At 73.0% G+C, this 26,487-nt stretch carries 22 protein-coding genes; 3 read left to right on the top strand and 19 right to left on the bottom strand.

Annotation, left to right across the window (positions count from 1 at the left end; translation table 11 throughout):
* Window positions 1-5: 5 nt before the first annotated feature.
* Genes ASD16_RS00455 through ASD16_RS00445 form a run of 3 tightly spaced genes read right to left on the bottom strand, consistent with a single transcriptional unit; the run spans window position 6 to window position 3,044 of the window.
* Window positions 6-1,484, bottom strand: a complete 1,479-nt coding sequence (locus tag ASD16_RS00455; RefSeq protein ID WP_055911688.1) for a PQQ-binding-like beta-propeller repeat protein — start codon at window positions 1,482-1,484, stop codon at window positions 6-8.
* 16 nt (window positions 1,485-1,500) lie between these two features.
* Window positions 1,501-2,709 carry an RNA polymerase sigma factor gene (locus tag ASD16_RS00450; RefSeq protein ID WP_082570520.1) on the bottom strand — a complete coding sequence of 403 codons (1,209 nt, stop codon included), beginning with the start codon at window positions 2,707-2,709 and terminating at the stop codon, window positions 1,501-1,503.
* A complete protein-coding gene (locus ASD16_RS00445; RefSeq protein WP_055911685.1) occupies window positions 2,706-3,044 on the bottom strand; it encodes a YciI family protein in 339 nt (112 codons plus the stop codon). The genes ASD16_RS00450 and ASD16_RS00445 overlap by 4 nt, the downstream gene beginning before the upstream one ends.
* Before the next feature lie 141 nt (window positions 3,045-3,185).
* Here ASD16_RS00445 and ASD16_RS00440 point away from each other — a divergent pair, with 141 nt between their 5' ends.
* Window positions 3,186-3,962, top strand: a complete 777-nt coding sequence (locus ASD16_RS00440; RefSeq protein ID WP_055911681.1) for an alpha/beta fold hydrolase — start codon at window positions 3,186-3,188, stop codon at window positions 3,960-3,962.
* Here ASD16_RS00440 and ASD16_RS00435 read toward each other — a convergent pair whose 3' ends face one another.
* A complete protein-coding gene (locus ASD16_RS00435) occupies window positions 3,963-4,502 on the bottom strand; it encodes a hypothetical protein (protein WP_055911678.1) in 540 nt (179 codons plus the stop codon).
* A gap of 147 nt (window positions 4,503-4,649) precedes the next feature.
* Complete coding sequence (locus ASD16_RS00430) at window positions 4,650-6,305, bottom strand: glycosyl hydrolase family 18 protein (RefSeq protein WP_082570519.1); 1,656 nt, start codon at window positions 6,303-6,305, stop codon at window positions 4,650-4,652.
* 386 nt (window positions 6,306-6,691) lie between these two features.
* Between ASD16_RS00430 and ASD16_RS00425 the strand changes: the two genes are divergently transcribed.
* The gene (locus ASD16_RS00425) at window positions 6,692-6,943 is read left to right on the top strand and encodes a hypothetical protein (RefSeq protein WP_055911675.1); all 252 of its coding nucleotides are present in this window, start codon (window positions 6,692-6,694) and stop codon (window positions 6,941-6,943) included.
* Here ASD16_RS00425 and narI read toward each other — a convergent pair.
* From narI to ASD16_RS00400, 5 genes are read right to left on the bottom strand one after another with little or no spacing between them, the layout of a single operon-like run.
* Window positions 6,940-7,683, bottom strand: a complete 744-nt coding sequence (gene narI / locus ASD16_RS00420; RefSeq protein WP_055911671.1) for a respiratory nitrate reductase subunit gamma — start codon at window positions 7,681-7,683, stop codon at window positions 6,940-6,942. The two genes, ASD16_RS00425 and narI, sit on opposite strands and share 4 nt — an antisense overlap.
* On the bottom strand, window positions 7,680-8,288 hold the full coding sequence (narJ, locus tag ASD16_RS00415; RefSeq protein ID WP_055911668.1) for a nitrate reductase molybdenum cofactor assembly chaperone: 609 nt from the start codon (window positions 8,286-8,288) through the stop codon (window positions 7,680-7,682). Before narJ ends, narI begins: the two co-directional genes overlap by 4 nt.
* A complete protein-coding gene (gene narH / locus ASD16_RS00410; protein WP_055911665.1) occupies window positions 8,285-9,946 on the bottom strand; it encodes a nitrate reductase subunit beta in 1,662 nt (553 codons plus the stop codon). Before narH ends, narJ begins: the two co-directional genes overlap by 4 nt.
* The gene (locus ASD16_RS00405) at window positions 9,946-13,638 is read right to left on the bottom strand and encodes a nitrate reductase subunit alpha (protein ID WP_055911662.1); all 3,693 of its coding nucleotides are present in this window, start codon (window positions 13,636-13,638) and stop codon (window positions 9,946-9,948) included. Before ASD16_RS00405 ends, narH begins: the two co-directional genes overlap by 1 nt.
* Window positions 13,639-13,647: 9 nt before the next feature.
* Entirely contained in the window at window positions 13,648-14,856 is a 1,209-nt protein-coding gene (locus ASD16_RS00400) for a nitrate/nitrite transporter (RefSeq protein WP_055911659.1), read from the bottom strand.
* Window positions 14,857-14,987: 131 nt separating this feature from the next.
* Here ASD16_RS00400 and ASD16_RS00395 point away from each other — a divergent pair, with 131 nt between their 5' ends.
* Complete coding sequence (locus ASD16_RS00395) at window positions 14,988-15,674, top strand: rhomboid-like protein (RefSeq protein ID WP_157453742.1); 687 nt, start codon at window positions 14,988-14,990, stop codon at window positions 15,672-15,674.
* Here the strand turns inward: ASD16_RS00395 and ASD16_RS00390 are convergent, their stop codons facing one another.
* Genes ASD16_RS00390 through ASD16_RS00350 form a run of 9 tightly spaced genes read right to left on the bottom strand, consistent with a single transcriptional unit; the run spans window position 15,675 to window position 26,468 of the window.
* Window positions 15,675-16,481, bottom strand: a complete 807-nt coding sequence (locus ASD16_RS00390) for an FHA domain-containing protein (RefSeq protein ID WP_055911653.1) — start codon at window positions 16,479-16,481, stop codon at window positions 15,675-15,677.
* Window positions 16,478-17,755 carry a VWA domain-containing protein gene (locus ASD16_RS00385; RefSeq protein WP_055911648.1) on the bottom strand — a complete coding sequence of 426 codons (1,278 nt, stop codon included), beginning with the start codon at window positions 17,753-17,755 and terminating at the stop codon, window positions 16,478-16,480. Before ASD16_RS00385 ends, ASD16_RS00390 begins: the two co-directional genes overlap by 4 nt.
* A 13-nt stretch (window positions 17,756-17,768) precedes the next feature.
* Window positions 17,769-18,833, bottom strand: a complete 1,065-nt coding sequence (locus tag ASD16_RS00380; protein ID WP_235523057.1) for a PP2C family serine/threonine-protein phosphatase — start codon at window positions 18,831-18,833, stop codon at window positions 17,769-17,771.
* Complete coding sequence (locus ASD16_RS00375) at window positions 18,818-21,109, bottom strand: serine/threonine-protein kinase (protein ID WP_055911645.1); 2,292 nt, start codon at window positions 21,107-21,109, stop codon at window positions 18,818-18,820. Before ASD16_RS00375 ends, ASD16_RS00380 begins: the two co-directional genes overlap by 16 nt.
* Window positions 21,106-22,215: a hypothetical protein gene (locus tag ASD16_RS00370; protein WP_055915491.1), complete on the bottom strand. Its 1,110-nt coding sequence runs from the start codon at window positions 22,213-22,215 to the stop codon at window positions 21,106-21,108. Before ASD16_RS00370 ends, ASD16_RS00375 begins: the two co-directional genes overlap by 4 nt.
* Window positions 22,212-23,183, bottom strand: coding sequence for a glutamate ABC transporter substrate-binding protein (locus ASD16_RS00365; RefSeq protein WP_055911642.1), 972 nt, complete (start codon window positions 23,181-23,183; stop codon window positions 22,212-22,214). The genes ASD16_RS00370 and ASD16_RS00365 overlap by 4 nt, the downstream gene beginning before the upstream one ends.
* On the bottom strand, window positions 23,180-24,472 hold the full coding sequence (locus ASD16_RS00360) for a hypothetical protein (protein ID WP_055911639.1): 1,293 nt from the start codon (window positions 24,470-24,472) through the stop codon (window positions 23,180-23,182). Before ASD16_RS00360 ends, ASD16_RS00365 begins: the two co-directional genes overlap by 4 nt.
* Complete coding sequence (locus ASD16_RS00355) at window positions 24,469-25,947, bottom strand: AAA family ATPase (protein ID WP_082570518.1); 1,479 nt, start codon at window positions 25,945-25,947, stop codon at window positions 24,469-24,471. Before ASD16_RS00355 ends, ASD16_RS00360 begins: the two co-directional genes overlap by 4 nt.
* Window positions 25,944-26,468 carry a hypothetical protein gene (locus ASD16_RS00350; protein ID WP_055911636.1) on the bottom strand — a complete coding sequence of 175 codons (525 nt, stop codon included), beginning with the start codon at window positions 26,466-26,468 and terminating at the stop codon, window positions 25,944-25,946. The genes ASD16_RS00355 and ASD16_RS00350 overlap by 4 nt, the downstream gene beginning before the upstream one ends.
* Window positions 26,469-26,487: the final 19 nt, after the last annotated feature.

Here is a 26,487-nt window from a genome sequence, read left to right as displayed (position 1 = left end):
GAGACTCAGGGGCTGCCCAGCACGACGGACGCCGTCGGGTCCGCACCCTCGCCGGCGACGAGCACGTGCCCCTGCGCCCACGCCGCGTCGAGCCCGTCGGGCAGGGACGCGTGCCAGAGCCGCTGGCCGTCGGCGAGCGACAACGCGACGAGCGACCCCGCGGCGGCGCCGTCCGTCGGCGTGAGCCCGACCAGCAGGACGCGGCCGTCGGTCATCAGCCGGGCCAGCTGGTCGTATGTGCCGACGTTCGCCGACCAGACGACGGACCCGGTCCGGCCGTCGAACGCCACGAGCTCGCCGGGGCTGTCGCCGCTCGTGCAGTAGACCAGCCCGCGCAGGACGAGGACCGGCCCGCTGGTGTGCCGGTCCGCCTGCCACAGGCGGTCGCCGCTCGACGCGTCCCGCGCCTGCATGCGCGACCCCTCGACCAGCTCGACGCCCGGCAGGCTGCCGTCGTCGACGGTGCGGGTCACCAGGCGGCCCGGGATCCGCCGGTCGGCCCGGCCGGGCTGCACGATCGTGGTCACCGGCTTGAACACCAGATAGCCGGACAGCACCTCCAGGCGGGTGGCGGCCTCGTCCTGGGAGAGCCGGTCGTACTGCTCACGCTCGCGCGCGACCGTGCCGTCGGCCGCCAGCAGCGTCACGTTCGAGCCGACCTCGGCCACAGCCACCAGGTCGTCCAGCGCGGCCACCCCGAAGCCCGCGACGTCGCCCACCGGGTCGAGCGCGGGCCGCGGGGAGCTGTAGTGCCACCGGACCTCGCCGGTGAGCGGGTCCTGCGCGGTGACCTCGGCGTGGCCGTCGTGACCGGGCAGGCCGACGACGACGAGCCCGGGCAGCACCGTGAACGCGATCGCGGGCGGTGCCGTCCGGTCGGCGACGACCCGCCCGTCCGCGCCGTCGACCACGACGACCCGGGACGTCGTGGGGGGCCTCGTGACGGTCAGCCGGCCTCGGATGCCGATGCTCAGCAGGGCGTCGGACACCAGGCAGGCGACCAGCGGCTCGGCACTCTCCGCCCCGGGCACCGGGAGGCACGACGAGACGGAGGACCGCGCGCCGCGCTGCGCCAGCACCGTGTCCGCGTCGGTCAGCGGCGTCGTCCACCGGTCGGCGCCGGTCCGCGGGTCGAGCGACACGACGCTCTGCGCCCCGTCCGACGCCGTGCGCACCCCCACGAGGTCTCCGTCGACCTCGACGCCCTCGGAAAGCACCTGCACGTCAGCCTCGTCGACGCGCCAGAGGGCACGCACGTCCGCCTCGACCGGCGGGAGGACACCGGGCAGCTCGGCGAGCCGGGCCGAGGTGGCGCGGTCCCGGGCCGCCAGGACGAGCTGCGCTCCGACGAGCACGAGGGCGACGACGAGCAGCACGGCGACCCACCGGCGGACGCGTGCCGAGGTCCGCGACCCGTCCGCAGCGGCGATCAGATGGCCGTCGTCGACCACCTCCACCTGCTGCATGCGACGCGCCGGCCCCATCCCGCGACAGTAGGCCTCAGGCGCGCAACCTGCGCTCGAGGTAGGCCCGCTCGGCCTGGTTCTCCGTGCGCGTGAGCGCCTCCCGGTACGCATCGGCGGCATCGGTCGCACGGCCCAGCCGACGCAGGAGGTCCGCGCGGACGGCCGGGGTGAGCGGGTGGTCCGGGGTGGCCGCGAGCGCGTCGAGGCCGGCCTGCGGGCCGCGCGCCATGCCGATCGCGACCGCCCGGTTGACCTGCACGGCGGCCGACGGCAGCACGGCCACGAGCTCGTCGTACAGGGCGACGATCCTGACCCAGTCGGTCTGGGCGGCCGTCGGTGCGGTCGCATGGCACGCCGCGATCAGTGCCTGGAGCTGGTACGGGCCGACGCGCTCGCGGCGCACCGCCCGACGCAGCTCGGCCAGCCCGGCCTCGATCGCCGCGTGGTCCCATGCCGCGCGGTCCTGCTCCTCGAGCGGGACGAGGACGCCGTCGGCATCGGTGCGGGCCGACGTCCTGGCGTGCTGGAGCAGCAGGAGCGCGTGCAGGCCCGCGGCCTCCGGGTCGTCCGGCACCAGCCCCGTCAGCGCCCGTGCCAGGTCGATCGCCTCGTGGCACAGGTCCACCCGCACCAGGTGCGGACCGGCGGTCGCCGCATAGCCCTCGGTGAACATCAGGTACAGCACCGCGAGCACGGCGGGGGTGCGCTCGGGCAGCCGGGCCGCCGACGGCACCTGGTACCCGATGCCCGCGACGGCGATCTTGTGCTTGGTCCGCACCAGCCGCTTGGCCATCGTGGGCTCCGGCACCCCGAACAGGCGGGCGATCTCGGCGGTCGTCAGGCCGCACAGCGTCCGCAGCGCCAGCTCGACCCGCGACGACAGCGCCAGCGCGGGGTGGCAGCAGGTGAACAGCAGCCGGAGGCGGTCGTCGACGATCCCGCTGTCCAGCACGTCCAGGTCGAGCTCGCCGGGGGGCACGACGAGCGACCGCACCTTCTCGGCGCCGACCCGCTCGCGCCGGATCCGGTCGATGGCCCGGTTGCGCGCGGTCGTGGTGAGCCAGGCGCGCGGAACGTCGGGGATGCCGTCGCGACGCCAGGTGCGCAGAGCCGCGGCGAACGCGTCCTGGGTGCACTCCTCGGCCAGGTCCCAGTCGCCGGTCAGCCGGATCAGCGTGGCGACGAGCCGCCCCCAGTCCTGCGCGAACGTGTCCGCGAGCACCCGCTCGACGTCGTCGGTCACGAGACGCGCACCGGCCTGACCTCCACCTGCCCGAACGCCGCCGCGGGGTGCGCCGCCGCGATCGCGACCGCCTCGTCGAGGTCGGCGCAGTCCACGACCGCGAGCCCGCCCACCTGCTCGCGCCCCTCCGCGAACGGGCCGTCGGTCAGCAGGACCTCGCCGTCGCGCAGCCGCACGGTCGTCGCCGTCGCGCTCTCGTGCAGCCCGACGTGCGCGCGCAGCACCCCGCGCTGCTCCAGGTCGGTGATCCAGGTGTCGAACGAGGCGAACGCCCCCTCGCGCATCCGCGTCACCGCGGTCTCCTCGTCGGCACTGATGAGCAACAGGTACTGCATGACGGCTCCTGACTGTCGACGGGTGGTCCTCCCCCTGGACGAGCAGGCAGCGCCACGATGGACAGCATCGCGCGACCTGTCCATCGGTGGCAGCCCACTTCGTCCCCCTGGTGACAGCACCCCGACCACGAAGGAGTCCCGATGCAGACCCTCACCTCCGCCGACGGCACCACGATCGCCTACGTGCGCGCCGGCACCGGCCCGGCCGTCGTCTTCGCGACGGGCGCGTTCAACGACCACACCACGTGCGCCGACCTCGCGGCGCTGCTCGAGCCGGACCACACGGTCGTCACCTACGACCGCCGCGCTCGCGGGCGCAGCGGCGACACGGCCCCGTACGCGATCGAGCGGGAGATCGAGGACCTCGCCGCCGTGATCGACGTCGCGGGCGGCAGCGCGGCGGTGTTCGGGTTCTCCTCGGGCGGCAACCTGGCGCTCGCGGCGGCCGCGGCCGGCGTCCCGATCACGCACCTCGCGCTCTACGAGGCGCCGTTCGCGCTGGGCACCCTGCCCCCACGACCGTCCGACCTGCCCGCGCGGCTGACGGCGCTGATCGCCGACGGGCGGCCCGGCGACGCGGTCGCGCTGTTCCAGACCGAGGGCGTGGGCATCCCCGCGGCCGTGGTGGAGCAGTTCCGCAGCTCGCCGGGCTGGGACTCGCTCGTCGCGATCGCGCAGAGCACCGTCTACGACGCGACGATCACCTCGGTGCTCGGCGTGCCGACCCCGGCGATGCGCACGGTCGACGTCCCGACCGCGGTGGTCACCGGCGCGCAGACGTGGCCCGGCCTGCCGGAGTCCGCGGCCGCCCTGGCCGCGCTGCTCCCGCACGCCCGCCACGTCGTCGTCCCCGGGGGTGCCGACCACGGCATCCCCGCGGAGGCCACCGCGGCGGTCGTGCGGGACCTGCTGGCCTGATCACCAGCGGTGCGCGACGTCCACCACCAGACGCGAGGACGTGCCCGGTCCGTCGAGCGTGAACACCCGGAACGGCAGCCGCGCCCGGACACCGATCCCGACGCTCGTGTAGCCCTCGAAGGAGCCCGCGAACACGACCTGACGGAAGGTGCGGTAGCCGCTGACGTTGCGCAGCTCGAGCGGGTTGGCGGGGCTGTACGTCGCCTGGTAGTTCGCGTCGTAGGACGGGTCGTCGACGGTGACCTGCAGGGCAGCACCTCCGCGGGTCGGGATCTCGAACCCGGAGCCGTCCTGGACCACGACCGGCACGTAGCCCACGGTGTACCCGCCGACGTCGCCGGCCACGTCGATCACGAGCCGGTCGTAGCAGGAGTGCCGGCCGGTGCGGACGTTCACCACGGGCGCCTGGGACAGGTAGGGCGCCGACTTCTCGAGCGACCCCCACACGATCCCGCAGTAGGGCGCCGCCGTGGCGGGCGACGCCGGGACGATCAGGAACGCGCTCACCAGCAGCACGACGGACAGGAATGCACGCCTCATCGCACGACCCCCTCTGCATCGCGCGGGCCCCGGGGATCGACGCCCGATCGTCCAGTTTAGGACCGCGGAACCAGGACAGATGGGGTGAAAAGGTGTGACGCCCGGCCGCCGGGGAGGGGACCGGCAGCCGGGCGTCAGCGTTCGGGCCTACTTCAGGCCGGTGGACAGAGCGCTGATCAGCTCGCCGTTCGACGTGTCACCCGACAGCTCCCAGAAGAAGGCGCCGCCGAGTCCCTTGGACTTGGCCCACGACGTCTTCCCGGCCAGGGTGCTGGGGGTGTCGTAGCCCCACCACTCCGAGCCGCACTTCGCGTACGCGGTGCCGCCGACCGTGCCCGTGACCGGGCACTTGTTCTTGAGCACCTTGTAGTCCTCGATGCCGGCCTCGTACGTGCCCGGAGCGGCGCCCGTCGCCGAACCCCCGGGTGCCGTCTGCGTGACCCCGGTCCAGCCGCGGCCGTAGAAGCCGACGCCGAGCAGGATCTTGTTGGCGGGGACGCCCTTGGCGATGAGCTTGTTGACGGCAGCCTCGGTGTTGAAGCCTGCCTGCGGGATGCCCGCGTAGGACGTCAGCGGCGAGTGCGGTGCCGTGGGACCCGTCGGGTTGAACGCCCCGAAGTAGTCGTAGGACATCGGCATGATCCAGTCGAGCTTCTGCGCTCCACCGGCGTAGTCGGCGGCGTCGATCTTGCCGCCGGAGCTGCCGTCGGCCGTGATGGCCGCGGTGATGAGCTTGCCGCTGCCGAACTTGTTGCGGAGCGCCGTGATGACGTTGTTGAAGGACGCCGGGCCGCTCGAGTCGCACGACAGGCCGCACGCGTTCGGGTACTCCCAGTCGATGTCGATGCCGTCGAACAGCCCGGCCCAGCGGGAGTCGTTGAGCAGGTTGTAGCAGGAGTCGGCGAACGCCGTCGGGTTCGCTGCCGCCTGCGTGAAGCCGGACGACCAGGTCCAGCCCCCGAACGACCAGATGACCTTGAGGCCGGGGTTCATGGCCTTGAGCTTCTTCAGCTGGTTGAAGTTGCCGCGCAGGGGCTGGTCCCACGTGTCGGCGACGCCGTCGACCGAGTCGGCCGCGGTGTACGCCTTGTCGTAGGCCGCGTACGAGTCACCGATCGAGCACTGGCCGCCGGTCGTGTTGCCGAACGCGTAGAGGATGTGGGTCAGCTTCGAGGCCGAGCCGCTCGTCTGGATGTTCTTCACGTGGTAGTTGCGCCCGTACACGCCCCACTCGGCGAAGTAGCCGACGAGCTTCTTGCCACCGGGCGGCGTGGTCGTCGTCGGCGTCGGGGTGGGCGTGGGGGTGGTCGTCGGCGTCGGGGTGGTGGTCGGAGTCGGCGTGGTGGTCGGGGTGCTGGTGGGGGTCCCACCGGTACAGGCCACACCGTTGATGCTGCAGGTCGTGGGCGTCTTGAACGGACCCGTCGCGACGTAGCCCCACGTGAACGAGGCCCCGGGCGCGAGCGGGCCGGCCCAGCTCTTGTTCTTGGCCGTGTAGTGGTTCCCGGACCGCGTCACGTCGGCGTCCCACGAGCTGCTGATCGTGTCCCCGGCGGGGAGGTCGAACTCGAGGGTCCAGCCGGTCACGGGGGCGGACCCGGAGTTGGTCACCTTGACGTTGACCTGGTGGCCGGTGCCCCAGTCGCCGGCGGAGGTGAAGGTGGCGCCGATCGAGCCTGCTGCGAACGCCGGCTGGGTCACGACCAGCGCGGTGAGCAGCGTGATCACCGCGGCGAGGGCCGTGGTGATCAGGACGGGACGTCGTCGGCCCGTCGGAGTCGTGCGGGAGTGTCGGAAAGCCATCGTGCGGTTCCCCTGTCCATCGTCGGAGCGTCGAATATGTAAGGAGTGTGTACTAATGGTTCACAGCGACGCTAACAACCGTCACAGGGTGAAGTCAACGGTCCGGCCACGGCCTCCTCGAACGTCTTCCGCGGTACAGACCGGCCGGAAAGCGCAGTCTCCGACCTGCATGGACGCGCTTCCACGGCACCGTCGGAAAGGCTCAGAAACGGCGCCAGGAATGCCGAGGTACAGGGGGTGGCGGCGTCATTTCTCGGGGCGGTCGGCGAATGTACGTGAGCGACCTCGACGCGCTCTTTGTGGGTAGCGCAGCGCGTGTCGGCACAGTCGTGTGGGTGGCGGCGAGCAGCATGGGAGAGCACGGAGACGACGAAGGAGTCGAGGACATGACTGTCATCGATCAGCACCATGACCAGTACCGCTCGATCGCGCCGGAGACCGAGGCGCAGGTCCGCCGGGAGGTCGCCGGGGCCTCCTGGTTCCGGCTCGCGTCAGCCACCAGCCAGGCCCACCACGCCGTCGACGACGCGCGCCGCGGGCACGACGACGACGCGCTGCTGCGCGCCCTGGACCGGCACGCGGTGCTCGAGCGCCTGCTGGCCGAGGCGACCAACCGGCTGCACCCGCCGAAGGGCTAGCGGCGCACCCGGTCGTCGGACGGGCTCCAGCCCGGCCGGGCAGCCCGGTTGCCCGCGCGGTCAGACCGGGTCCGGTAGACCACGTACGGGCGCCACAGGTAGAAGACCGGCACGCTCAGCACGTGCACCAGCCGCGTGAACGGCCACAGCGCGAACAGCAGCATCGCGACCATCGCGTGCGCCTGGAACCCGAACGGCGCGTCGACCATCAGCTCGGGCTTCGGCTGGAACAGGAAGATGCCGCGGAACCACTCGGACACCCCGGTCCGGTAGTCGTACTCGCCGTTGAGGTTGAGCACCGAGCCCGCCACCGTGTTCCAGACGCCCAGCAGGATCACCAGGGCGAGGAACAGGTACATGACCTTGTCCATCCGCGTCGTCGCGCTGAACACCGGCCCGACCGTGCGCCGCCGGTAGATCAGGAGCGTGAGGCCGACGAGGGTGCAGAACCCCGCCACGGCCCCGATCGTCACCGCCATGACGTGGTACAGCTCCTCGGAGATCCCGACGGCGGACGTCCAGCTCTCCGGGATGCCCAGACCCATCACGTGCCCGAAGAACACCGCCAGGATGCCGAAGTGGAACAGCGGGCTCCCCCACCGCAGCAGGCGGCTCTCGTAGAGCTGCGACGACCGCGTGGTCCAGCCGAACTTGTCGTACCGGTACCGCCACACGTGCCCGAGCACGAAGAACGCCAGGCACACGTAGGGGATGACCACCCAGAGCAGCACCCCGCTCATCGCGGCGCCGCCGCCATCGCACCGTAGGGTTCGAGGCCCACCTGCTCCCCCGGAGGGCCCTGTGCGGCCAGCCGTGCCACGGCCTCGCGCTCGTCGCCACGCAGCGGCGGGAGGGTCGAGCAGACAGCGGTCAACGCCGCGGCCCACGGGGAGCCGCGGTCGACCAGGGCGAGCCGGAGCAGCTCCAGCCCGGCGCGGTGCTCCAGCAGCAGCCGGGTGCCCGCCTCGACGTCCCCGGTGGCGCTGAACTCCAGCACGACGCACAGGTGGTCGGGCAGCTCCTCGGCGCTGACCTCCAGGCCCGCCGCCCGGTACGCCCGCTTGAACGCGAGCAGTGCCATCCCCCGCTCCCGGGTGTCGCCGAACGCGTAGTAGGTCAGGTACAGGCAGACCTTGCGGCGCAGGTCGAACGTGTCGACGTACTCGGCGGTCAGCGCGGTGAGCGGGGTCGCGCCCAGGTGGTCGAGCAGGGGATCGAACGCCGGCGTCGGGGCGGCGGCGCGCAGGTCGGGCACCTGCGCCACCAGCTCGCTCGTCGGGTACTCCAGCAGCAGCGCGGCGATCCGGTGGGTGAGTGCTCGGGTGCGGGCGTCGTCGCGCTTCACGACGGGTCCTTCCGCTCGGGGAACAGTCCGGGCGGCGGGGAGCCCTTGCCGTCCCAGTTGAGCAGGTTCACGCGGCCGCCCTGGCCGCCGGTGGGCGTGACCTCGTCGGCGGTCTGCCGGTCCTTGAGCGCCAGGAAGTTCTCCACCGCCAGCGGGGTGTTCGACCCCGACCCCTCCCCGAACGGTCCCGAGCCGCCCATGCCCGGGCCGCCCTCGTAGTCGAGGCTGCACTCGGTCGCGATCTCCTCCAGGCCGTGCGCGGCCTCCGCGTGCGCGGCAGGGATGACGTACCGCTCGTCGTACTTGGCGATGGCCAGCAGCCGGTACATGTCGAGCATGTCCTGCTCGCTCATGCCGACCGCTGCCGGGATCGACGGGTCGGCGTCGCGACCCATCGAGATGTCCCGCATGTAGGACCGCATCGCGGCGAGCTTCTTGAGCACGCCCGTGACCGGGACGGTGTCCCCCGCCGTGAACAGCTCGGCCAGGTACTCCACCGGGATGCGGAGCTGGTCGATCGCCGCGAACAGGTTGCCCTTGCCCTCGGCGTCCTCGCCCGTCTCCGCGACCGCGTCCACCACCGGCGACAGCGGCGGGATGTACCAGACCATCGGCATCGTGCGGTACTCCGGGTGCAGCGGCAGCGCCACCTTGTACGTGCTGATCAGCGACCAGATCGGGGAGCGTTGCGCGGCCTCGATCCAGTCGCGCGGGATGCCCGCCCGCTCGGCCTCTCGGACCACCGCGGGGTCGTGCGGGTCGCAGAACACGCCGCGCTGCGCCTCCAGCAGGTCGTGCTCGTCGGTGACGGAGGCCGCCGCCAGCACCTTGTCGGCGTCGTAGAGCACCAGGCCGAGGTAGCGCAGCCGGCCGACGCACGTCTCGGAGCACACCGTCGGCAGGCCCACCTCGATGCGCGGGAAGCAGAACGTGCACTTCTCGGCCTTGCCCGTGCGGTGGTTGAAGTAGACCTTCTTGTACGGGCACCCGGTGACGCACTTGCGCCAGCCCTTGCACTGGTCCTGGTCGACCAGCACGATCCCGTCCTCGGCCCGCTTGTAGATGGCGCCCGACGGGCACGACGCGGCGCAGGACGGGTTGAGGCAGTGCTCGCAGATGCGCGGCAGGTAGAACATGAACGTCTGCTCGAACTCGAGCTTGATCTTCGTCGACACCCTCGCCAGGATCGGGTCGCTCACGGCCGTCGCGGCGCTGCCGCCCAGGTCGTCGTCCCAGTTGGCGCTCCACCCGATCTGCATCGGCTCACCGCTGATCAGCGAGCGCGGCCGCGCCACCGGGGTGTGCTCCTGCAGCGGCGCCGTCGTCAGCGTCTCGTAGTCGTACGTCCACGGCTCGTAGTAGTCGTCGAGCGACGGCATCTTCGGGCTGACGAAGATCGTCGCCAGGTTCTTCAGCCGGCCGCCCGCCTTGAGCTTGAGCCGGCCGCGCTTGTTCAGCGTCCAGCCGCCCTGCCAGCGCTCCTGGTCCTGGTACGTGCGCGGGTACCCCTGCCCGGGCCGCGTCTCCACGTTGTTGAACCAGACGTACTCGGTGCCGGCCCGGTTGGTCCACGCCTGCTTGCAGGTCACCGAGCAGGTGTGGCACCCGATGCACTTGTCGAGGTTCATCACCATCGACATCTGCGCCATGATCCGCATCAGTACTGCACCTCCTGCGAGCGTCGGCGGATCACGGTGACCTCGTCCCGCTGGTTGCCCGTCGGGCCGAGGTAGTTGAACGCGAAGGTCAGCTGGGCGTAGCCCCCGATGAGGTGGCTGGGTTTCATGAGGATGCGGGTCAGCGAGTTGTGGATGCCGCCCCGCTTGCCCGACGTCTCCGAGCGGGGGACGTCGATGAGCCGGTCCTGCGCGTGGTGCATGTAGACGGTCCCTTCCGGCATCCGGTGCGAGACGATCGCGCGGGCGACGACGACGCCGTTGCGGTTGACCGCCTCGATCCAGTCGTTGTCCGTGACGCCGATCTTGTCGGCGTCCTTCTGGCTCATCCAGATGCCCGGGCCGCCCCGCGACAGGCTGAGCATCAGGAGGTTGTCCTGGTACTCGGAGTGGATCGACCACTTGTTGTGCGGGGTCAGGTACCGCACCGCGATCCCGAGCTCCCCGTCCGACCCCACCTGCGGCTCCCCGAACAGGGCCGCCATGTTCAGGGGTGGTCGGAACACCGGCAGGTTCTCCCCCAGCTCGGTCATCCAGTCGTGGTCGAGGAAGAAGTGCTGCCGGCCCGTCAGGGTGTGCCAGGGCTTGAGCCGCTCCACGTTGATGGTGAACGGCGAGTACCGCCGGCCCCCGGACTCCGAGCCGGACCACTCGGGGGACGTGATCACCGGCGTCGGCGCCGCCTGCGTGTCCGCGAACGTGACCTGCTTGCCCTCGTGCTCGGCCGCGAGGTCCGCCAGCTTGCGGCCCGTGCGCCTCTCCAGCGTGTGGAACCCCTCGGTGGCCAGGTGCCCGTTGGTGGTGCCGGACAGCGCGAGGATCGCCTCGCAGACGTGCACGTCCCGCTGCAGCGACGGCCGCCCGTCGCCCGCGCCTCCGCGGACCAGCCCGTTCTTGTGGCCGAGGTAGTCGATGGGCTTGGTCAGGTCGAACGTGATGCCCTTCGTGGTGGCACCCAGCGACGACGCGAGCGGCCCGAGCGCGCCCAGCTTGTCCGCGACCGCCGGGTAGTCGCGCTCGACGACCACCAGCTTCGGCATCGTCACTCCCGGCACCGGCTCGCACTCGCCCGCCTTCCAGTCGCGCACGATCCCCGACGGCGTCGCCATCGCGTCCGGGGTGTCGTGCGTCAGGGGCACCGCGACGAGGTCCTGACGGACACCGAGGTGCGTGGCCGCGAGCGCGCTGAACGCCTTGGCGATCTCGTGGAACGCGTCGAAGTCGGTGCGGGTCTGCCACGGCGGCGCGATGGCCGGGTTGAACGAGTGCACGAAGGGGTGCATGTCGGTGCTGCTCAGGTCGTACTTCTCGTACCAGGTGGCCGCCGGCAGGACCACGTCGCTGAACACCGTGGTCGACGTCATCCGGAAGTCGAGAGTCAGCAGCAGGTCGAGCTTCCCGCGCGGAGCCTCGTCCCTCCAGACGACGTCGCGCGGCCGGTGCTCGGGCGGTGCCTCCTGCGCGCGCAGCGACGAGTCCGTGCCCAGCAGGTGCTCGAGGAAGTACTCGTTGCCCTTGGCGGAGCTGCCCAGCAGGTTGGAGCGCCAGATGGTCAGCACGCGCGGGAAGTTCTCCGGGGCGTCCGGGTCCTCCCCCGCGAACCGCAGCGACCCGTCCTGCAGCGCCGCCGGCACGTACTCCCCCGCGGGGGTGCCCGAGGCGGCCACGTCGTCGGCGAGCGTCAGCGGGTTGCGGTCGAAGGTGGGGTAGCTCGGCATCCAGCCGAGGCGGGCGGACTGCGCGAGCACGTCCGCGGTGGTCATGCCGGCCCACAGCCCGCCGGCCTTGCTCGCCGCGAGCGCGTCCGCGCCGAAGTGGTCGTACCGGAACTGGTCGGTGTGCAGGTACCAGTAGGCGGTCTGGATCATGTTGCGCGGCGGTCGGGACCAGTCCAGGGCGTTGGCGTACAGGCCGTACCCGGTGATCGGGCGGACCTTCTCCTGGCCGACGTAGTGCGCCCAGCCGCCGCCGTTGACGCCCTGCGTCCCGCACAGCGTGGTGAGCGTGAGGAACGCGCGGTAGATGGTGTCGGCGTGGAACCAGTGGTTGGTGCCGGCGCCCATGAGGATCATGGACCGGCCCTTCGACTCCTGGGCGTTGGCGGCGAACTCGCGGCCGATCTTCTCCGCCTTGGCGGCGGGCACCCCGGTGATCCCCTCCTGCCAGGCGGGGGTGCACGGGGACGACGCGTCGTCGTACCCGCTGGGCCAGGTGCCGGGCAGCCCCGGGCGGCCGACGCCGTACTGCGCGAGCAGCAGGTCGAAGACCGTGGTGACGGTGCGACCGGCCACCTGCCGCGTCGGGACCCCGCGCACGATGCTCCCGGCGGACCCGTCGACCGCGTCGAACCGCGGCAGCGTGACGGCCGCCGTCCCGGACCCGGCGCCCGCGGCGCTCAGCTGCGGGGACACCGACGCGAGGTGGAGGTTCCAGCGCCCCTCGCCCTGCGCGCCGAACCGGAAGCCGAGCGAGCCGTTGGGCACCTCCGGCTCCCCGGTCGTCTCGTCGAGCAGGACCGTCTTGAACTGCGCGTTCTCCGACGTCTCCCCCAGGTCCGCGGCGGTCAGGAACTTGCCGGGCACGAACCCGTCACCGTCCGGCTCCAGGGCGACGAGGAACGGGAGGTCCGTGTACTGCTTCACGTACCGGTCGAAGTACGGCGTGCTGCGCTCGACGAAGAACTCGCGCAGGATCACGTGGCCCATCGCCATCGCGAGCGCACCGTCGGTTCCGGGTGCCGGGGCCAGCCACTCGTCCGCGAACTTCACGTTGTCGGCGTAGTCCGGGGACACCGCGACGACCTTCTGCCCGCGGTACCGCGCCTCGACCATCCAGTGCGCGTCCGGCGTGCGGGTCACGGGCACGTTCGAGCCCCACATGATCAGGTAGCCGGCGTCCCACCAGTCTCCCGACTCGGGCACGTCGGTCTGGTCGCCGAACACCTGCGGGGACGCCACCGGCAGGTCCGCGTACCAGTCGTAGAACGAGAGCATCGGGGCGCCCAGCAGGGCGTAGAACCGGGCACCGACCCCGTGCGACACCATCGACATCGCGGGGATCGGCGAGAACCCCGCGATCCGGTCCGGGCCGTGCTCCTTGATCGTGTGCACGTGCGCCGCCGCGACCATCTCGACGGCCTCGGCCCACGACGCCCGCACCAGCCCGCCCTTGCCGCGCGCCGCCTTGTACCGGGCGGACCGGACGGGATCGCCGACGACGTCCGCCCACGCCAGCACCGGGTCGCCGAGTCGCGCCTTGGCCTCGCGGTACATCTCCAGCAGCAGACCGCGCACGTACGGGTACCGGACGCGCGTCGGGGAGTACGTGTACCAGGAGAAGGCGGCTCCGCGCGGGCAACCCCGCGGCTCGTACTCCGGGCGGTCCGGGCCGGTCGACGGGTAGTCCGTCTGCTGGGCCTCCCACGTGATGATGCCGTCCTTGACGAACACCTTCCACGAGCAGGACCCCGTGCAGTTCACGCCGTGGGTGGACCGCACCACCTTGTCGTGGCTCCACCGGTCCCGGTAGAACGTGTCCGCGTCGCGGCCGCCGATCTGGTGCAGGGTGCGCAGGTCCGCCGACACCTCGTTCTTCTGCAGGAAGCGCCGCGTCCGCAGCAGCGCCTCGACGACCCCCTCGTCCAGGCCCGGCCGGCGTCCCTGCTCGATCGTCATGCTGGCTCCTCAGGCGGTAGTGACCTCGGCGGCACGTGCGAGGGCGGCCCGACGGACCGGTCCCCAGGTGAACAAGGCGACGCCCAGCGCGCTCGCGGCGAGCAGCACGTACCCGAGGCTGTAGTCGCCGACCTGGTCGTAGACGGCCCCCATGACCAGCGGCGGGAAGAAGCCGCCCAGGCCACCGGCGGCTCCGACGATGCCCGTGACGGCCCCGACCTTGTCCGCGGGGGCGACCTGCGCGACCAGCGCGAACACCGCGCCCGAGGACGCACCGAGCGCTGCGGCCAGGCCGAGGAACGCGACCGTCGCGACGGGCACCAGCGGAAGCTCGAGCGCGGCGAGCAGGGCCAGGACCGCTGCGGCGACGAACGCCACCATGAGCACCGGGACCGGGCCGACCTTGTCGGAGAGGGTTCCCCCGACCGGTCGCATCGCCACGGCCAGCACGACGAACCCGGCGGTGCGGGCCGCGGCGTCGCTCGCGCTGAGGTCGTACGCGTTCACCAGGTACGTGGGCAGGTAGACGCTGAACGCGACGAACCCGCCGAAGCCCATCGCGTACAGCAGCGAGAGCTGGCCGGTCGCGGGGATGCGGGCCGTCGCCCACGTCCGCGCGACGAACGAGCCCTGCGGGGTCGGGCGGCCCGGCTTGTCCCGCAGCAGCAGCGCCGCGGCCACCGCGTACACGGCCAGCACGCACGCGACCAGCACGAACGGGGCCTCGGGCCCGTACGCGTCGGTGATCCGCACCGTCGTGAACGCGGAGATCGCCGTGCCGCCCATGCCGAGCCCGAAGATGCCGAGCGCCGTCCCGCGCCGCTCGGGGGCGAACCACGCGTTGACCGCCGGCACCCCGATGGCGAACGCCGTGCCGCCCAGCCCGAGGAAGAACCCGCCCACCAGCATCGCCGGGTACGTGTCCGCCACGAACCCGATGAACAGCACCGGCAGGATGGTCAGCAGCGTGACCGCGGGGAACATCGTCCGCGCGCCGATCCGGTCCGTCAGGGCGCCCACGGGGATCCGGCCCAGCGACCCGACGATCACCGGCACCGCCACCAGCACCGACTGCTGGACCCCCGTCAGGCCGAGCGCCTTCCCGTAGGAGCCGCCGAGCGGGCTGATCAGCGCCCACGCCCAGAAGTTGACCAGGAAGCCGATCGTGGACACCACCAGCACCCGCACCGCGGTGCGTCCGTCGGTCTGATCAGCCACGAGACCCCCCGAGGCCGGTCCGGCGGCGATGCTCGGACAGGCGCTCTTCGGAAGTTAGCACCGGCGCCCCGGCGGTGGCGATCACCGTGGCGACGAGGCCGGGCACGCGGCACGGCGCTAGCGTGACCGGCATGACCGACGGGCGGCCCGCGCCGAGCAGGCGAGACACGGGCGACACCGTCCGCGCGGTCCTGCGGGACGTCGGCCGCACCGTGGCGCACGCCGACCTCGCCATCGCCTACTGCGCGACCGTCACCGCGGTGACCCTCGTCGTGATGCTCCAGCCCGAGGAGCGCACCGCCGAGATCCTCGCCCGCGTCAGCGCCAACCTCGACAACCTGCGGGCCGAGCCGCTCGTGTCGATGCTCGGCAGCGCGTTCGTCGTCGAGAGCCTCTGGGGCCTCGCGCTCGTCGCGCAGCTCCTGGTGGTGCTCGCGTACCTGCAGCGGTTCGTCGGCCGGCTCGCATCGCTGGTCGTCGGCCTCGCCGGCCACGTCGGCGCGGGGCTCGTGGTGGCCGCCGGACTGGCCACGGGGATCTTCCACGGGTTCGTCGACGAGAGCGTCGCGGCGGCCACCGACGTCGGCGTCAGCTACGTCATGGCGGCGTCGATGGGGTTCCTCGTGCTCGCCGTCCCGCCCCGCTGGCGCTGGTGGTACCTGGGCGCGACGGCGGCCTACTGGCTGGTGCCCGGTGCGATCACCCGGACGTTCACGGACGCCGGCCACGCGAGCGCGCTCGCCATCGGACTCCTGCTGGCCCTGGTCTCGGCCCGGGTGGTCGCCGCGGACCACCGCTCGCGGGCCGGGACCGCGTGATCAGACCTCGCCCGGGAGCGCCGTCCGGATCACGATGCGCGTCCACGCCCCGATGTAGAGCCGGTCGCCGTCCTCGATCTCCCGACGCTGGCCGGCGGGGATCGGGGTGGTCGGCAACGGGTCGCCCGCGCGGCTGACGTACGTGCCGTTGGCGGACTGCAGGTCCTCCACCCACCAGCGCTGGCCGTCGGTGTTGAGCTGGCAGTGCCGGCGCGAGACGCCCGAGTCCGTCCCGCAGTCGACCGCGGGGTGGATGTTGCGGGACGCCGACGGGCGACCGACCAGCACGCTGCGCTCCCGCAGCGGCACCAGCCCCGGCAGCCCGGCCGACGGCATCGGGTCCTCGGCCTTCTGCACCGCGTACCAGTCGGGGTCCACCCAGATCTCGGCGACCCAGGAGTCCTCGCCGGCGGGGGCCGGGGTGGGCAGGGCCGCGCCGCTGCTGCCCGCGACCGCCGCGGAACCCGGGTCGGAGCCGGACTGCGGCGCGGGTGTCGCCACGGGCACGGGTGCCGAGACGGGATCGGACTCCACGGACCCCGCAGGCGGCGTCGCCGGCGCAGGCCGCGCGATCGGCGTCGCGATCGGTGCCGGGGCGGTGCCCGTCGTGAAGTCGTACCCGCACACCTCGCAGAACAGGGCCAACGACGACGCCGGGGCTCCGCAGTGCGGGCAGGTCGTCGCGGTGCCCGCCGCCGGCGCGACGGGTGCCTCGACCGTGACGGCCGCCTCGATCGGCGAGCCGCAGACGTCGCAGTAGTCGGTCGAGGTCGACGGGTGGCCGTTGGGGCAGGTGACGGTGCTCACCGGCGGACCCGGGTGGTCTTCGTCGAGGCCGTGTCGAGGGCCATCTCGTCGAGCTTGTCGGTGTTGCGCTTGAGGCGCACGGTGCCCTGCTCCTCGTCGTCGATCTCGACCACGCGCCGCAGGCGGGAGGTGGCCTCCTCGTTGCCGGTCTCGGCGGCCAGCTGGACCGCGCGGCCCAGCTTCACGGTCGCCGTGGCCTCGTCACCGGACGCCTTCGCGGCCAGACCCTCCTGGATGACCGACGCCAGCTCGGCCTGGCCCGTGTAGTGCGCGACCTCGGGGTTGATGCGGGCGGTGAGCGAGCTGTCGTCGGACCAGCGGGCCTTGACCAGCCCGGAGGCCAGCACGTCACCGCCGACCGCGATCTGCACGCGGGCGGCCAGCTGCTCCGAGCCCACCGGCTTCGACGCCACCCGGATCGCCACGTGGTAGTCGCGGGACTCGTCGCCCCACGCGCCGGTCGGGTACGCGCCGGTCAGGGCGTTCACCTCCGTGCGCCGTGCGGTGAGGTCCTCGACGGTCGGTGCGACCCGGCGCACGAACAGCACCTGCGCGCCCTGCGGCGCCCAGACGCGCAGCTCGGCGTCGGCGACGCCCTTGGACATGGACTCGGCGACCAGCGCCTTGAAGTCCGCCGCGATGTCCGCCGGGTTACGGATCAGGTCCACGGTGCCCAGCAGCGCGGTCGCGATCTCGCGCAGCTCGGCGACCTCCCAGCTGGAGCCCACGCCGCGAGCGTCGCACTGGAAGTGCCCGGTGACGTCGTAGATCGCGCTCGACAGCTCGGCGCGCGGCTCCGACTCGTTGCGGCCGTCGGTGAGCAGGATCGCGTGCTTCTGGGCCACCTGCGGCACCTCGGCGAAGATCGCGTCGGCCAGCCGCAGCCAGGTGCTCATCGCGGTGCCGCCCGAGGGCCGCATGTACGAGATGGCGCGCTTGGCCTCCTCACGGGCGCCCGGCTCCATCTGCACGATCGCGACCGGCGCGTTCGGGTACGGGAACGCGCGGTTGGCCACGTGGCTGCCGCCGATGACCGCGAACCAGGTGCCGTCGGCGATCTGGTCGACCGCCACCTGCGCCGCGTACTTGGCGGCGTCGATGTTCGGTCCGCTCATCGACCCCGAGGTGTCGATGATGACGATCTCCGCGACGCCCCCGCTGCTCGTGGCGGCGGTACCCGCGCCGGAGCTGGTCACCGTGACGATCGCGTGCACGTCCGTGGCGCCGTCGGAGAGGAACTCGTTCTGGAACACCTCGGTACGGAAGTCGGCCACTGTGGCTCCTCGATCAGGCTGCGGTCGGTGCCGGTTCGGCCGGGACGGCCTCGTCGGTGTGGACAGTATCGACGGGTGCTGCGACGCGGGCCAGCGCCGCGGTGATGTTGTCGTGCCCGCCCTGCTCGTTGGCCCAGCGGACCAGCTCGCCGGCGATGACGTCGGGGGCGGTTCCCACCTGCGCGATGGTGCGGTGCAGCAGGTCCGCGACGTCGGTGGCCTCGGAGCAGTAGTTCCACAGGCCGTCCGAGCAGGCGAGCACCCAGCCGGGACCCGATGCCCTGGTGGTGGCGGTGCCGGGCACCACGGTCTCGGCGTCAGGACCGAGCCACCGCGTGATGGCGTGCCCCTCGCGCGACGCCTCCGCCTTGGCCCGAGGCACGCCGCGCGCGATCATCTCGTTCGCCGCGGAGTCGTCGACGCTGACCTGGTGGGCGGCCCCCTCGTCCGGCAGCCAGTACACCCGGGAGTCCCCGAGCCAGCCCGCGACGACCGTCGGGCCGTCCACGACCGCCGCGACGAACGTGCACGACGGCGGCTCGGCGCGGTGGCTCGTGTCTCCGACGGCGTCCTTGATGGCCTGGTCGGCCGCGGCCGCGGCCGTGAGCAGGAGCGCCGACCACGAGCCGACCGTGCTGCCCGCCGGCCCCGTGACCAGGACGTCCCGCGCCGCGCGCGACGCGGCCAGGCTCGCGACGTCGGAGTCCGGCACGTTCGACACCCCGTCGCAGACCACGAGGACGGCCGTCGGTCCGCTGGTCGCGAGCGCCATCGCGTCCTCGTTGCGGGTCTTGCGCCGGCCGCGGTCGCTGACCCCGCCGACCAGCGCGGACGGGAGCTCGCTCCAGTGGTCCCGCTCGCTGACGGCCTTCTCCCCGCAGCTCTCGCAGTACCCGTCGTCGGCGATGGTGCCGCCGCACGCGCGGCAGACCGCGGCCGGCACGGGCTCCTCCGGTGCGACGACGACCGCCGGGGCGGGCGCGGTGACGGCCTCGAGGCGCGCGCCGCAGTGCTCGCAGAACGTCGAGCCGTCCTCGGCGATCGTGCCGCACGCCGCACAGGTCACCACGTGGTCCACCGACGGACCGCGTTGGCCTGGTCGACCAGCGCGATCCGTTCGTCGTGGTCGTCGTTCAGCACGGCGGACTCCCGCAGCGCCGCCTCGAGCGCGTCGCGCAGCTCCGGCTCCTGCGCCGGCACGCCACCCACCTGGACGGTCGTCGACGGGCCCTTGTCGAGCACGACCGCGAGCGCCGACCCCAGCACGTCGACCCGCAGGGCGGCCCGGACCCGCGGCTCGATCGACACGGCCTGCACGCTCGCGAGCGCGTCGGACAGGGACGTGAGGTCGCCGCTCGACGTGGCCAGCAGCTGCGCGCGCATCATCCGGGCGTCCACGTAGGAGCTGCGGGTGGGGGTGACCAGGTCGAGCGCGGCGAGCGCCCCGCGCAGGTCGCCCCGCGCGCGGCGGATGCGGGCCAGCCCGAACGCGGCCGGGGCCGTGTAGTTGGCGTCGGAGCGTGCGCAGATGATGTAGAGCGACTCCGCGATGTCCGGCTCGCCGCTCAGCTCGCACGCGGTGGCCAGCGCGAGCTTCGGCGCCAGCTCGCCGGGCACCTGGCCGTAGACGGCGTTGAACGACGCGCGCGCCGCGACCGGGTCGTTGGTGCTCAGCTGCGCGAGCCCGCCCAGCCAGGCGGCGCGCCACTCCCACGGGTCCTCCTCCAGGATCTGGGCGATCGTCTGGTCGACGAGCTGCTGCTCCCCCGCCTCGATGGCCGCGGTCGTGCGCCGCAGCCGGACCTCGACGGTCTCCTGCGGCGCGTCAGCCAGGGCGGCGATGCGCTGCTGCGGGTTGCTCACGTTGACGCCCGCCAGCCAGCTCGCGGCCGGGTCGCTCGCGTCGACCTTGAGGGCGGGCAGCTGGTCCCAGGCCAGCGGGTGGCCGGCCTCGTCGGACGTGGGCGCCTCGAACAGGACCGAGGCGGCCGAGTGCAGCGCCGGGCTGCCGGGCCCGCGGTCGGTGGCGACGACCTCGCGCAGCACGCCGAGGACCTGCGCGCGCAGCTCGTCGACCGTCGCGAACCGGTCCGACGGGTCGACCGCGCACGCCTTGGCCAGGAGCCGGTAGAACGAGTCGTACGTCTGGAACACCGGGGTGTCCGACACGGCCGGCAACGATGCCACGTAGGTGCTCGTGTTGCCGCGGAAGTCGAGCACCAGCGTGGCCAGGGTGCGGCCGATCGTGTAGATGTCGGAGGCCACCGACGGCCCCACCTCGGGCACCTCGGGCGCCTGGTAGCCGACCGTGCCGAAGATCGCCGAGTCCAGGTCGTCGACCCGGCGCACGCCGCCGAGGTCGATGAGCTTGACCGCGTCGCCCTGCTGGATCACGTTGTCCGGCTTGAAGTCGCAGAACAGCAGCCCGACGTCGTGCAGGTACGCGAACGCGGGCAGGATCTCGAGGACGAACGCGAGCGCCTGGTCCACCGGCAGGGGCGTGTTCACACCACCCGCCGCGTCCCGGCGGTCCTGCAGGATCTGCTTGAGCGACCGGCCGCCGACGAACTCCATGACGGTGTAGCCGGCGCCCTCGTGCATGGCGAAGTTGTAGATCTCGACGATCAGCGGGTGCTCGACCTCCGCCAGGAACTGCCGCTCGGAGATCGCCGCGGCGTACGCGTCCGGGTCCCCGGAGTTGAGCAGGCCCTTGAGCACCACCCAGCGGCCCGAGACGTTGCGGTCGCGCGCCAGGTAGATCCAGCCGAGACCACCGTGCGCCAGGCAGCCGACGACCTCGTACTGGCCACCGACCACGTCGCCCGGGTTCAGCGACGGCGTGAAGTCGAACCGGTTGCCGCACTTCGGGCAGAAGCCGGCCGTCCGGCCGGGCACGCCGTCGCGCGACCGGCCCACCTCGGCGCCGCACGCCGGGCAGAACCGCTTGCGCTCGGGCACCTCGGCGACGGCCATGACCGCCTGCAGCGGGTCCTGCACCGGTGCGGGCGGGACGGTCGTGAGCCCGGCACCCAGCCGGGCGCCGCGCAGCCGGGTCGACGACGTGCCGACCCGACGCGTCGGCCGCGAGCCGCCCGTCGCCATCGTGCGCGCCGAGCCGAGCGCGGCCGTGGCCAGCCGGCTGGAGCTGGTCCGGCCGGTGCGCGTCGAGCGCTCGGCGTCGGGGTCGGCGGCCGCCGCCGAGCGGTCCGGGCTCGCCTGCGCGACCCCCGTGCCCAGGAGCGAGGTGGCGGACGCAGGGGCCCCGGCTGCCGTCGCCGTCTGCGGTGAGCCGCAGACGTTGCAGTAGCCGTCCTCGTAGGTGCCGGTGCAACCCGGTTCGGTGCAGGCGATCATCGTCGTCCCTCCTGACCCACCGTGGGCAGGTCTCGGGTGAGGTACTCGTACTGCTCCACGAGGAAGCGGGTCAGGGTGAGGTCACAGGGTGTCTGGGCGACGACCTCGCGGGCCTCGTCGTAGCCGGAGCGGACCGTCGGGGAGGAGCTGCGGCCGTTCGCGTCGGCCGCGGCGCGTGCGCCCTCCAGCCGGTAGCGCAGCTCCGCCCGCTCGCGCAGGGGCGCGCTGTAGGCGTCGGCGACCGTGTCGAACGCCCGGCCGACGGCCGCGAGCCGGTCCACGAACGCGTCGAGCTCGGTACGCGTGCCCGGCACCTCGCCCAGCCGGGAGACGTCCGGCACCGCGAGCCTGGGCGGGTGCGCGATCTCGCGGCGGCAGCGGTCGGCCAGCTGGTGCAGCGTGGGCTCCCGCAGCTCCAGGGCCGCCATCGTGGCGCGCGCGTCGGCGCGGCCCTTCTCCAGCGTGCGCCGCTGGGACACCTGCACGATGAGGTCGCGCTCCGCGAGCGCCGCGCGCGCCTCGAGCTCGGCCAGCGGGCCGGAGATGTCGGCGCCGCGGGCCGCCTGCGCGACGAGCTTCTGCTCGCGCGTCCGCAGGGTCGCGACGAGCTCGCGCGCGGCGGAGTCGACGCCCGCGAGGTCCTCCGCCCGGACCAGCCCCGCGCGCAGTCCGCGCAGCCGGGCGGCCTGGTCGGCGGTGTCCGGGTCGAACGACAGACGCGCCCGGACCTGGGAGATCATCGCGTCGCACAGGGTCACGGCCTCGACCAGGGACACCAGCGCGGCACCGAGACCCGAGTCCAGGCGCCCCCAGACCAGCTGCGACATCTTCTCGCGGTCCACCGCGTCCGCCCGGCCCGAGTCCCACACCGCGACCAGCTCGTCGGTGCGGGTCCGGATCGCCTGCCACATGGTCAGCGCGAGCAGCACGTCGTCGGTGTAGCTCTCGGAGGCGGGCGACGCCTGCGCCGCCTGGTCCAGCCGGTCCAGCTCCGCGCGGCGGTGCGCCAGCCACGCCTCGAGCCCGCTGAGGTACCGGAGCAGCTGCGGCGCGGGGATGGGCTCCCCGAGCCTGCCGGGCGCCTCCGGCGCGTCAGGTCCGCTCACGGGCTGCCGACCCGCCCGTACACCGAGACCGGCGGCGCGGGCGCGGCGCCGAGGGCGCCGAGCCACGTGGTGTACGAGGCCGCCCAGGAGCCGTCCGCCTTGGCCTGGTCGAGCACGCCGTTGACGAACTGCACGAGGTCGAGCTGGTCCGCCGCGACCCCGATGCCGTACGGCTCGGCGCTGAACGCCTCCCCGACGACCTTCGCGTAGGGGTCCTGCGCGACGAACCCGGCGAGGATCGTGTCGTCACCCGTGATGGCCTCGACCTTGCCCTGCTGGAAGAGCACCAGGCAGCCCGTGTGCGTCGGGGCGCTGACCGCCTCGACCCCGGGGTACGTCTCCTGGAGCCGCTCCAGGGTCGTGGTGCCCTCGGGGGCGCAGACGCGCTGGTCGCCCAGCGCCTCGAGGTCCTCGATGCTCGCCGCCTCCGAGTCCCGCGTGACCAGCACCTTCTGGCCGGCGGTCAGGTACTCGGCGGAGAACGCGATGGTCTCCCAGCGCTCGCAGTTCATGGTGAACGTGCGGGCCACCAGGTCGACCTCATGGTTCTCCAGCACCTCGAGCCGCTGGGCGGACGTGATGACGCGGAACTGCAGAGGGGTCGGCTTGCCGAAGATCGCGGTGGAGACCGCGTTCAGCATGTCGATGTCGAAGCCCTCGATCTGCCCGGACAACGGGTTGCGGGAGCCCATCAGCAGGGTGTCGGCAGAGACGCCGACCCGCAGGGCGCCGCGGTCACGGATCGCCTGGACCGAGCCGCCGCCCGGCCCCGGGTCGTAGGACGCCGTGGGGAGGAGTCCGTTCTCGCACGCCGCCACGGGAGGAACGGCGACCGGCGCCGCCACCTGCTGGGCAGTCACCTCCTGCTGGGACACCGGCGCTGCGGCGGGTGCACCGGCACAGCCGGCGAGCAGGGCGAGCGCGGCGACGGCCGCCCCGAACGTAGTTGTCGATCGGGTCCTGGTCATCGGTACTCCTCCACTCGCTTCGAGATGCCGCGCCAGGACAGGACCGCCGCGAGCAGACCGACGATCAGCATCAGCCAGCCGATGCGGACCACGGACCCGCCTGCCCCGGACAGGCCCTCGTTCGTCAGCTGCGCGCTGGCGTCGAGGCTGCTCTCCGCGGCCGCCGAGAACGTCGCGAACACATCGTTGGGCGCGTTCGGCTCGTCGCTGATCGCGAGGGCGACGGCGCCGTCCCAGTCGCCGCCGTCGTCGAGCGCCCGAATCTGGGCGTGCGCCGCGAGCCAGTCGTCGAACAGCGGCGCGAGCGCCGGGTCGACGGTGTCGCGGGCGAGCAGCTCCGCGGCCTGGGTCGTCTCGGCGACGAACTGCTCCTCGTACGCCGCGCCAGAGCCGCGCTTGATCAGCGTGAACGACTCCATCGACTTCGCGTTGTTGGCCAGCGAGTACGCGCTGGAGACCGACACCGTCTCGTCGTACGGGCCGTTGCGGACGTCGGCGGCGCGCTGCGCGGTCGAGCCGAGCACGAAGGCTCCCGCGATCGTCGCCGCGAGCGCCAGGACCGTGGACCAGAACAGGCCCGAGTTCAGCCGCCGGTGCGTGCGGCCCGCCAGCCAGACCTGCACCACGACGAGCGCCGCGAGCGCGAGGATGCCGAGCGCCAGCAGCCACGGCACCGAGCCGACGGAGTCGAACGATGCGTCCACGCGGTCGCTGTTGGCCTGCACCAGCTCGTCGAGCTGCGGGAGCACGTCGCTGCGCAGGACCGCGGACGCCTGGTCGAGGTACGCGGCGCCCACCGGGAAGCCCTGGCGGTTGTTGGCGCGGGCCTGCTCGACCAGCCCCGTGTACGTGGTCAGCCCGGCGGTCGCCTGGCCCAGCAGCTCGGCGTCGGCGGCGTTGGACCCCGCCAGCTGCGCGAGCCCGTTCGCGGCGGACGCGACGGCCTCGTCGTACCGCGCGCGCTGCTCGGACGGTTCCAGACCGCCCACCAGGAACGCGTTCGTCGCCGTCGCGTCGGCGATCACGAGGTCGTTGCGCACATCCTGGATGCCGACGAGCTGCGTGGTGTCCGCGTCCGCGTCCGACAGGGCCTGCGACTGCGCCAGGCCGGCGTTCAGGCCGACCACGCCCACCGCGGCGGCGGCGATCACAGCGACGACGCCCGCGACGCGCAGGCGTCCCGGGGTGCGACTCAGCGCGCCGCGCAGCCCGGTCCGGTGCACGGGCGCGGGCGCCGCGGTCGGCACCGCGGCGGGAGGTGCCGCATTCGGGGCGATGGTCTGCGTCACGCGGACTCCTCGATGTGGTCGTGCTCGTTCTCGGCGTTCTCGACGGGCTCGGCGGGCTCGGCGTTCTCGACGGGCTCGGCGGCCTTCTCGGTCACGTCCGTGCTCGCGGTCTCGTCAGGCGCCGGGACCAGGTCCTCCGGGAGGATCAGCCGCAGCTGGTCCACCGTCGGTTGCTCAACGTCCCGCAGCCGCCAGGCGTGCCGGGTGATCGCCTGGTCCAGCACGTTGCGGGCGTAGCGGCCGTTGCCGAAGCCCTCGTCGCGGATCTGCAGCGACGCCAGCTCCTCGAACCGCGCCAGGCAGTCGGGGGTCGGCTCGAAGTCGGCCTTGCTCGCGGCGCGGGCGAAGATCTCGCGCAGCTCGGCGTCCGTGTAGTCGTCGAACTCGACGGTCGTGGAGAACCGGCTCTCCAGCCCGGGGTTGGTGGCGAGGAACGTGGCCATCGGCCCGGGGTAGCCCGCGACGATCACCACGAGGTCGTCGCGGTGGTCCTCCATGTCCTTGACCAGGGTGTTCACGGCCTCGGCGCCGTACTGATCCTCCGCCAGGCCGTACGCCTCGTCGACGAACAGGACGCCGCCCAGGGCCGTCGCGACGACCTCGGACGTCTTCACGGCGGTCTGCCCCAGGTACCCCGCGACGAGCTCGGAACGGTCGACCTCGACCAGGTGGCCCTTCGAGAGCAGCCCGAGCGCGCGGTAGATCCCGGCGACCAGCCGCGCGACCGTCGTCTTGCCGGTCCCGGGGTTGCCCAGGAACACCAGGTGCCGGGTCAGGGTCGGCGCGGTCAGCCCGGCCTCGGTGCGCAGGCGTTCGACGCGCAGCAGCTGCGTCTGCTGCCGGATCTCGGCCTTCACGCGGTTCAGGCCGACGAGGGCGTCGAGCTCGGCGAGCAGCTCCTCGAGGGTCTTGGCGGGCTTCTCCTCGGGCACGAACGTGGTGCCGGCGGCGGGCGTCGCATGGACCGGGACAAGGCCGGGCTCCCCTGCCTCCGGGAGCGGCGGCAGCGACAGCGCGGACAGGTCGAACGCCGACGGGTCGACGCGCGGCAGGTCGAACGCCGACGGCGGCTCGGCGGGCCTCGCGACGGTCCCGTGCACCGCGGCCCGCTGGACCGCGGCGGTGGCCGACGCGCGCGCGATCACGTCGATCGGGGCCGGACCGAGGTCGCACGCCGCGGACACCACCTCCGCGAGCGCCGCCGCGTACGGCTCGGCGTGCGGGGTGCCGACGAGCCCGGTCAGCAGGTCGGTGGGCGCCGACCGCCAGCGACGCGCACTGGACGCCGCCGCGAAGAACGCCCCGAACGTCGCGTCCGGTGCTCCGACGGCGGCGAGCCAGCCGGTCGCGGCCCCCGGGATCGACTCGGCGACGGCGGCTGCGAGGCGTGCGCCCTCGTCGCGGACGGCGGCGCCCTCCAGCCCGGCGGCCGCGCCGGCCGTCGCGAGGGTGTCGAGCGCGTCGGTGAGCGTCACGGGTGGTCCACCTGCGGGGTGTCGAGGCCGGCCTCCGGGGCCAGCGCGAGGGACGAGCCGCCGAACTTCTCGGCGAGGAACGCGCCGTGCGCCACGAGGGCGTTGGCGTCCTCGCGCGAGACGGCGTCGGAGATCTTGTCCAGCGTGACCCCGAGCAGGTCGAGCTGGTCGCACAGCACCATGAGCGACGTCTTCCCCTTGGACACCACACGGCGGTCGGCGAAGTCGCGCGGCAGCCGCAGGTACCCGCCCACGGCCTCGGGCAGGTACGACGTGGCGGTGGCGACGACGGTGTGCGCCTGCCTGCTGCCGGCCCCGAGCCGGTCCAGGCGCGGCGCCATGTCGTCGACCGTGCGGGTGATCCGCAGCACGCGCGCAGTGACCGCGGCCGGGACCTTGCCCGCGATCTGCTGCTCGACCTGGTGCGCGGACGCCAGGATCTCGGCCGTCGTCGGCGCCGGGGGTGCCGCGGGGACGTCGGGCTCCTGACGCCGCCCCAGCAGGCGTGCGATCCAGCTCATGTGTGGCGCCTACCCGAGC

Source organism: Cellulomonas sp. Root485 (assembly GCF_001426705.1).
Taxonomy (GTDB): domain Bacteria; phylum Actinomycetota; class Actinomycetes; order Actinomycetales; family Cellulomonadaceae; genus Cellulomonas.
The sequence above is the reverse complement of the archived record's forward strand: the minus strand, read 5'-3'. Positions and strand labels throughout refer to the sequence as shown.

What these genes read in the sequence shown, in the direction of transcription:
- ASD16_RS00455 (WP_055911688.1), bottom strand. Translation starts at nt 1,484, where the DNA reads ATGGGGCCGGCGCGTCGCATGCAGCAGGTGGAGGTGGTCGACGACGGC.
- ASD16_RS00445 (WP_055911685.1), bottom strand. Translation starts at nt 3,044, where the DNA reads ATGCAGTACCTGTTGCTCATCAGTGCCGACGAGGAGACCGCGGTGACG.
- ASD16_RS00440 (WP_055911681.1), top strand. Translation starts at nt 3,186, where the DNA reads ATGCAGACCCTCACCTCCGCCGACGGCACCACGATCGCCTACGTGCGC.
- ASD16_RS00435 (WP_055911678.1), bottom strand. Translation starts at nt 4,502, where the DNA reads ATGAGGCGTGCATTCCTGTCCGTCGTGCTGCTGGTGAGCGCGTTCCTG.
- ASD16_RS00430 (WP_082570519.1), bottom strand. Translation starts at nt 6,305, where the DNA reads ATGGCTTTCCGACACTCCCGCACGACTCCGACGGGCCGACGACGTCCC.
- ASD16_RS00425 (WP_055911675.1), top strand. Translation starts at nt 6,692, where the DNA reads ATGACTGTCATCGATCAGCACCATGACCAGTACCGCTCGATCGCGCCG.
- narI (WP_055911671.1), bottom strand. Translation starts at nt 7,683, where the DNA reads ATGAGCGGGGTGCTGCTCTGGGTGGTCATCCCCTACGTGTGCCTGGCG.
- narH (WP_055911665.1), bottom strand. Translation starts at nt 9,946, where the DNA reads ATGCGGATCATGGCGCAGATGTCGATGGTGATGAACCTCGACAAGTGC.
- ASD16_RS00405 (WP_055911662.1), bottom strand. Translation starts at nt 13,638, where the DNA reads ATGACGATCGAGCAGGGACGCCGGCCGGGCCTGGACGAGGGGGTCGTC.
- ASD16_RS00395 (WP_157453742.1), top strand. Translation starts at nt 14,988, where the DNA reads ATGACCGACGGGCGGCCCGCGCCGAGCAGGCGAGACACGGGCGACACC.
- ASD16_RS00375 (WP_055911645.1), bottom strand. Translation starts at nt 21,109, where the DNA reads ATGATCGCCTGCACCGAACCGGGTTGCACCGGCACCTACGAGGACGGC.
- ASD16_RS00365 (WP_055911642.1), bottom strand. Translation starts at nt 23,183, where the DNA reads ATGACCAGGACCCGATCGACAACTACGTTCGGGGCGGCCGTCGCCGCG.
- ASD16_RS00350 (WP_055911636.1), bottom strand. Translation starts at nt 26,468, where the DNA reads ATGAGCTGGATCGCACGCCTGCTGGGGCGGCGTCAGGAGCCCGACGTC.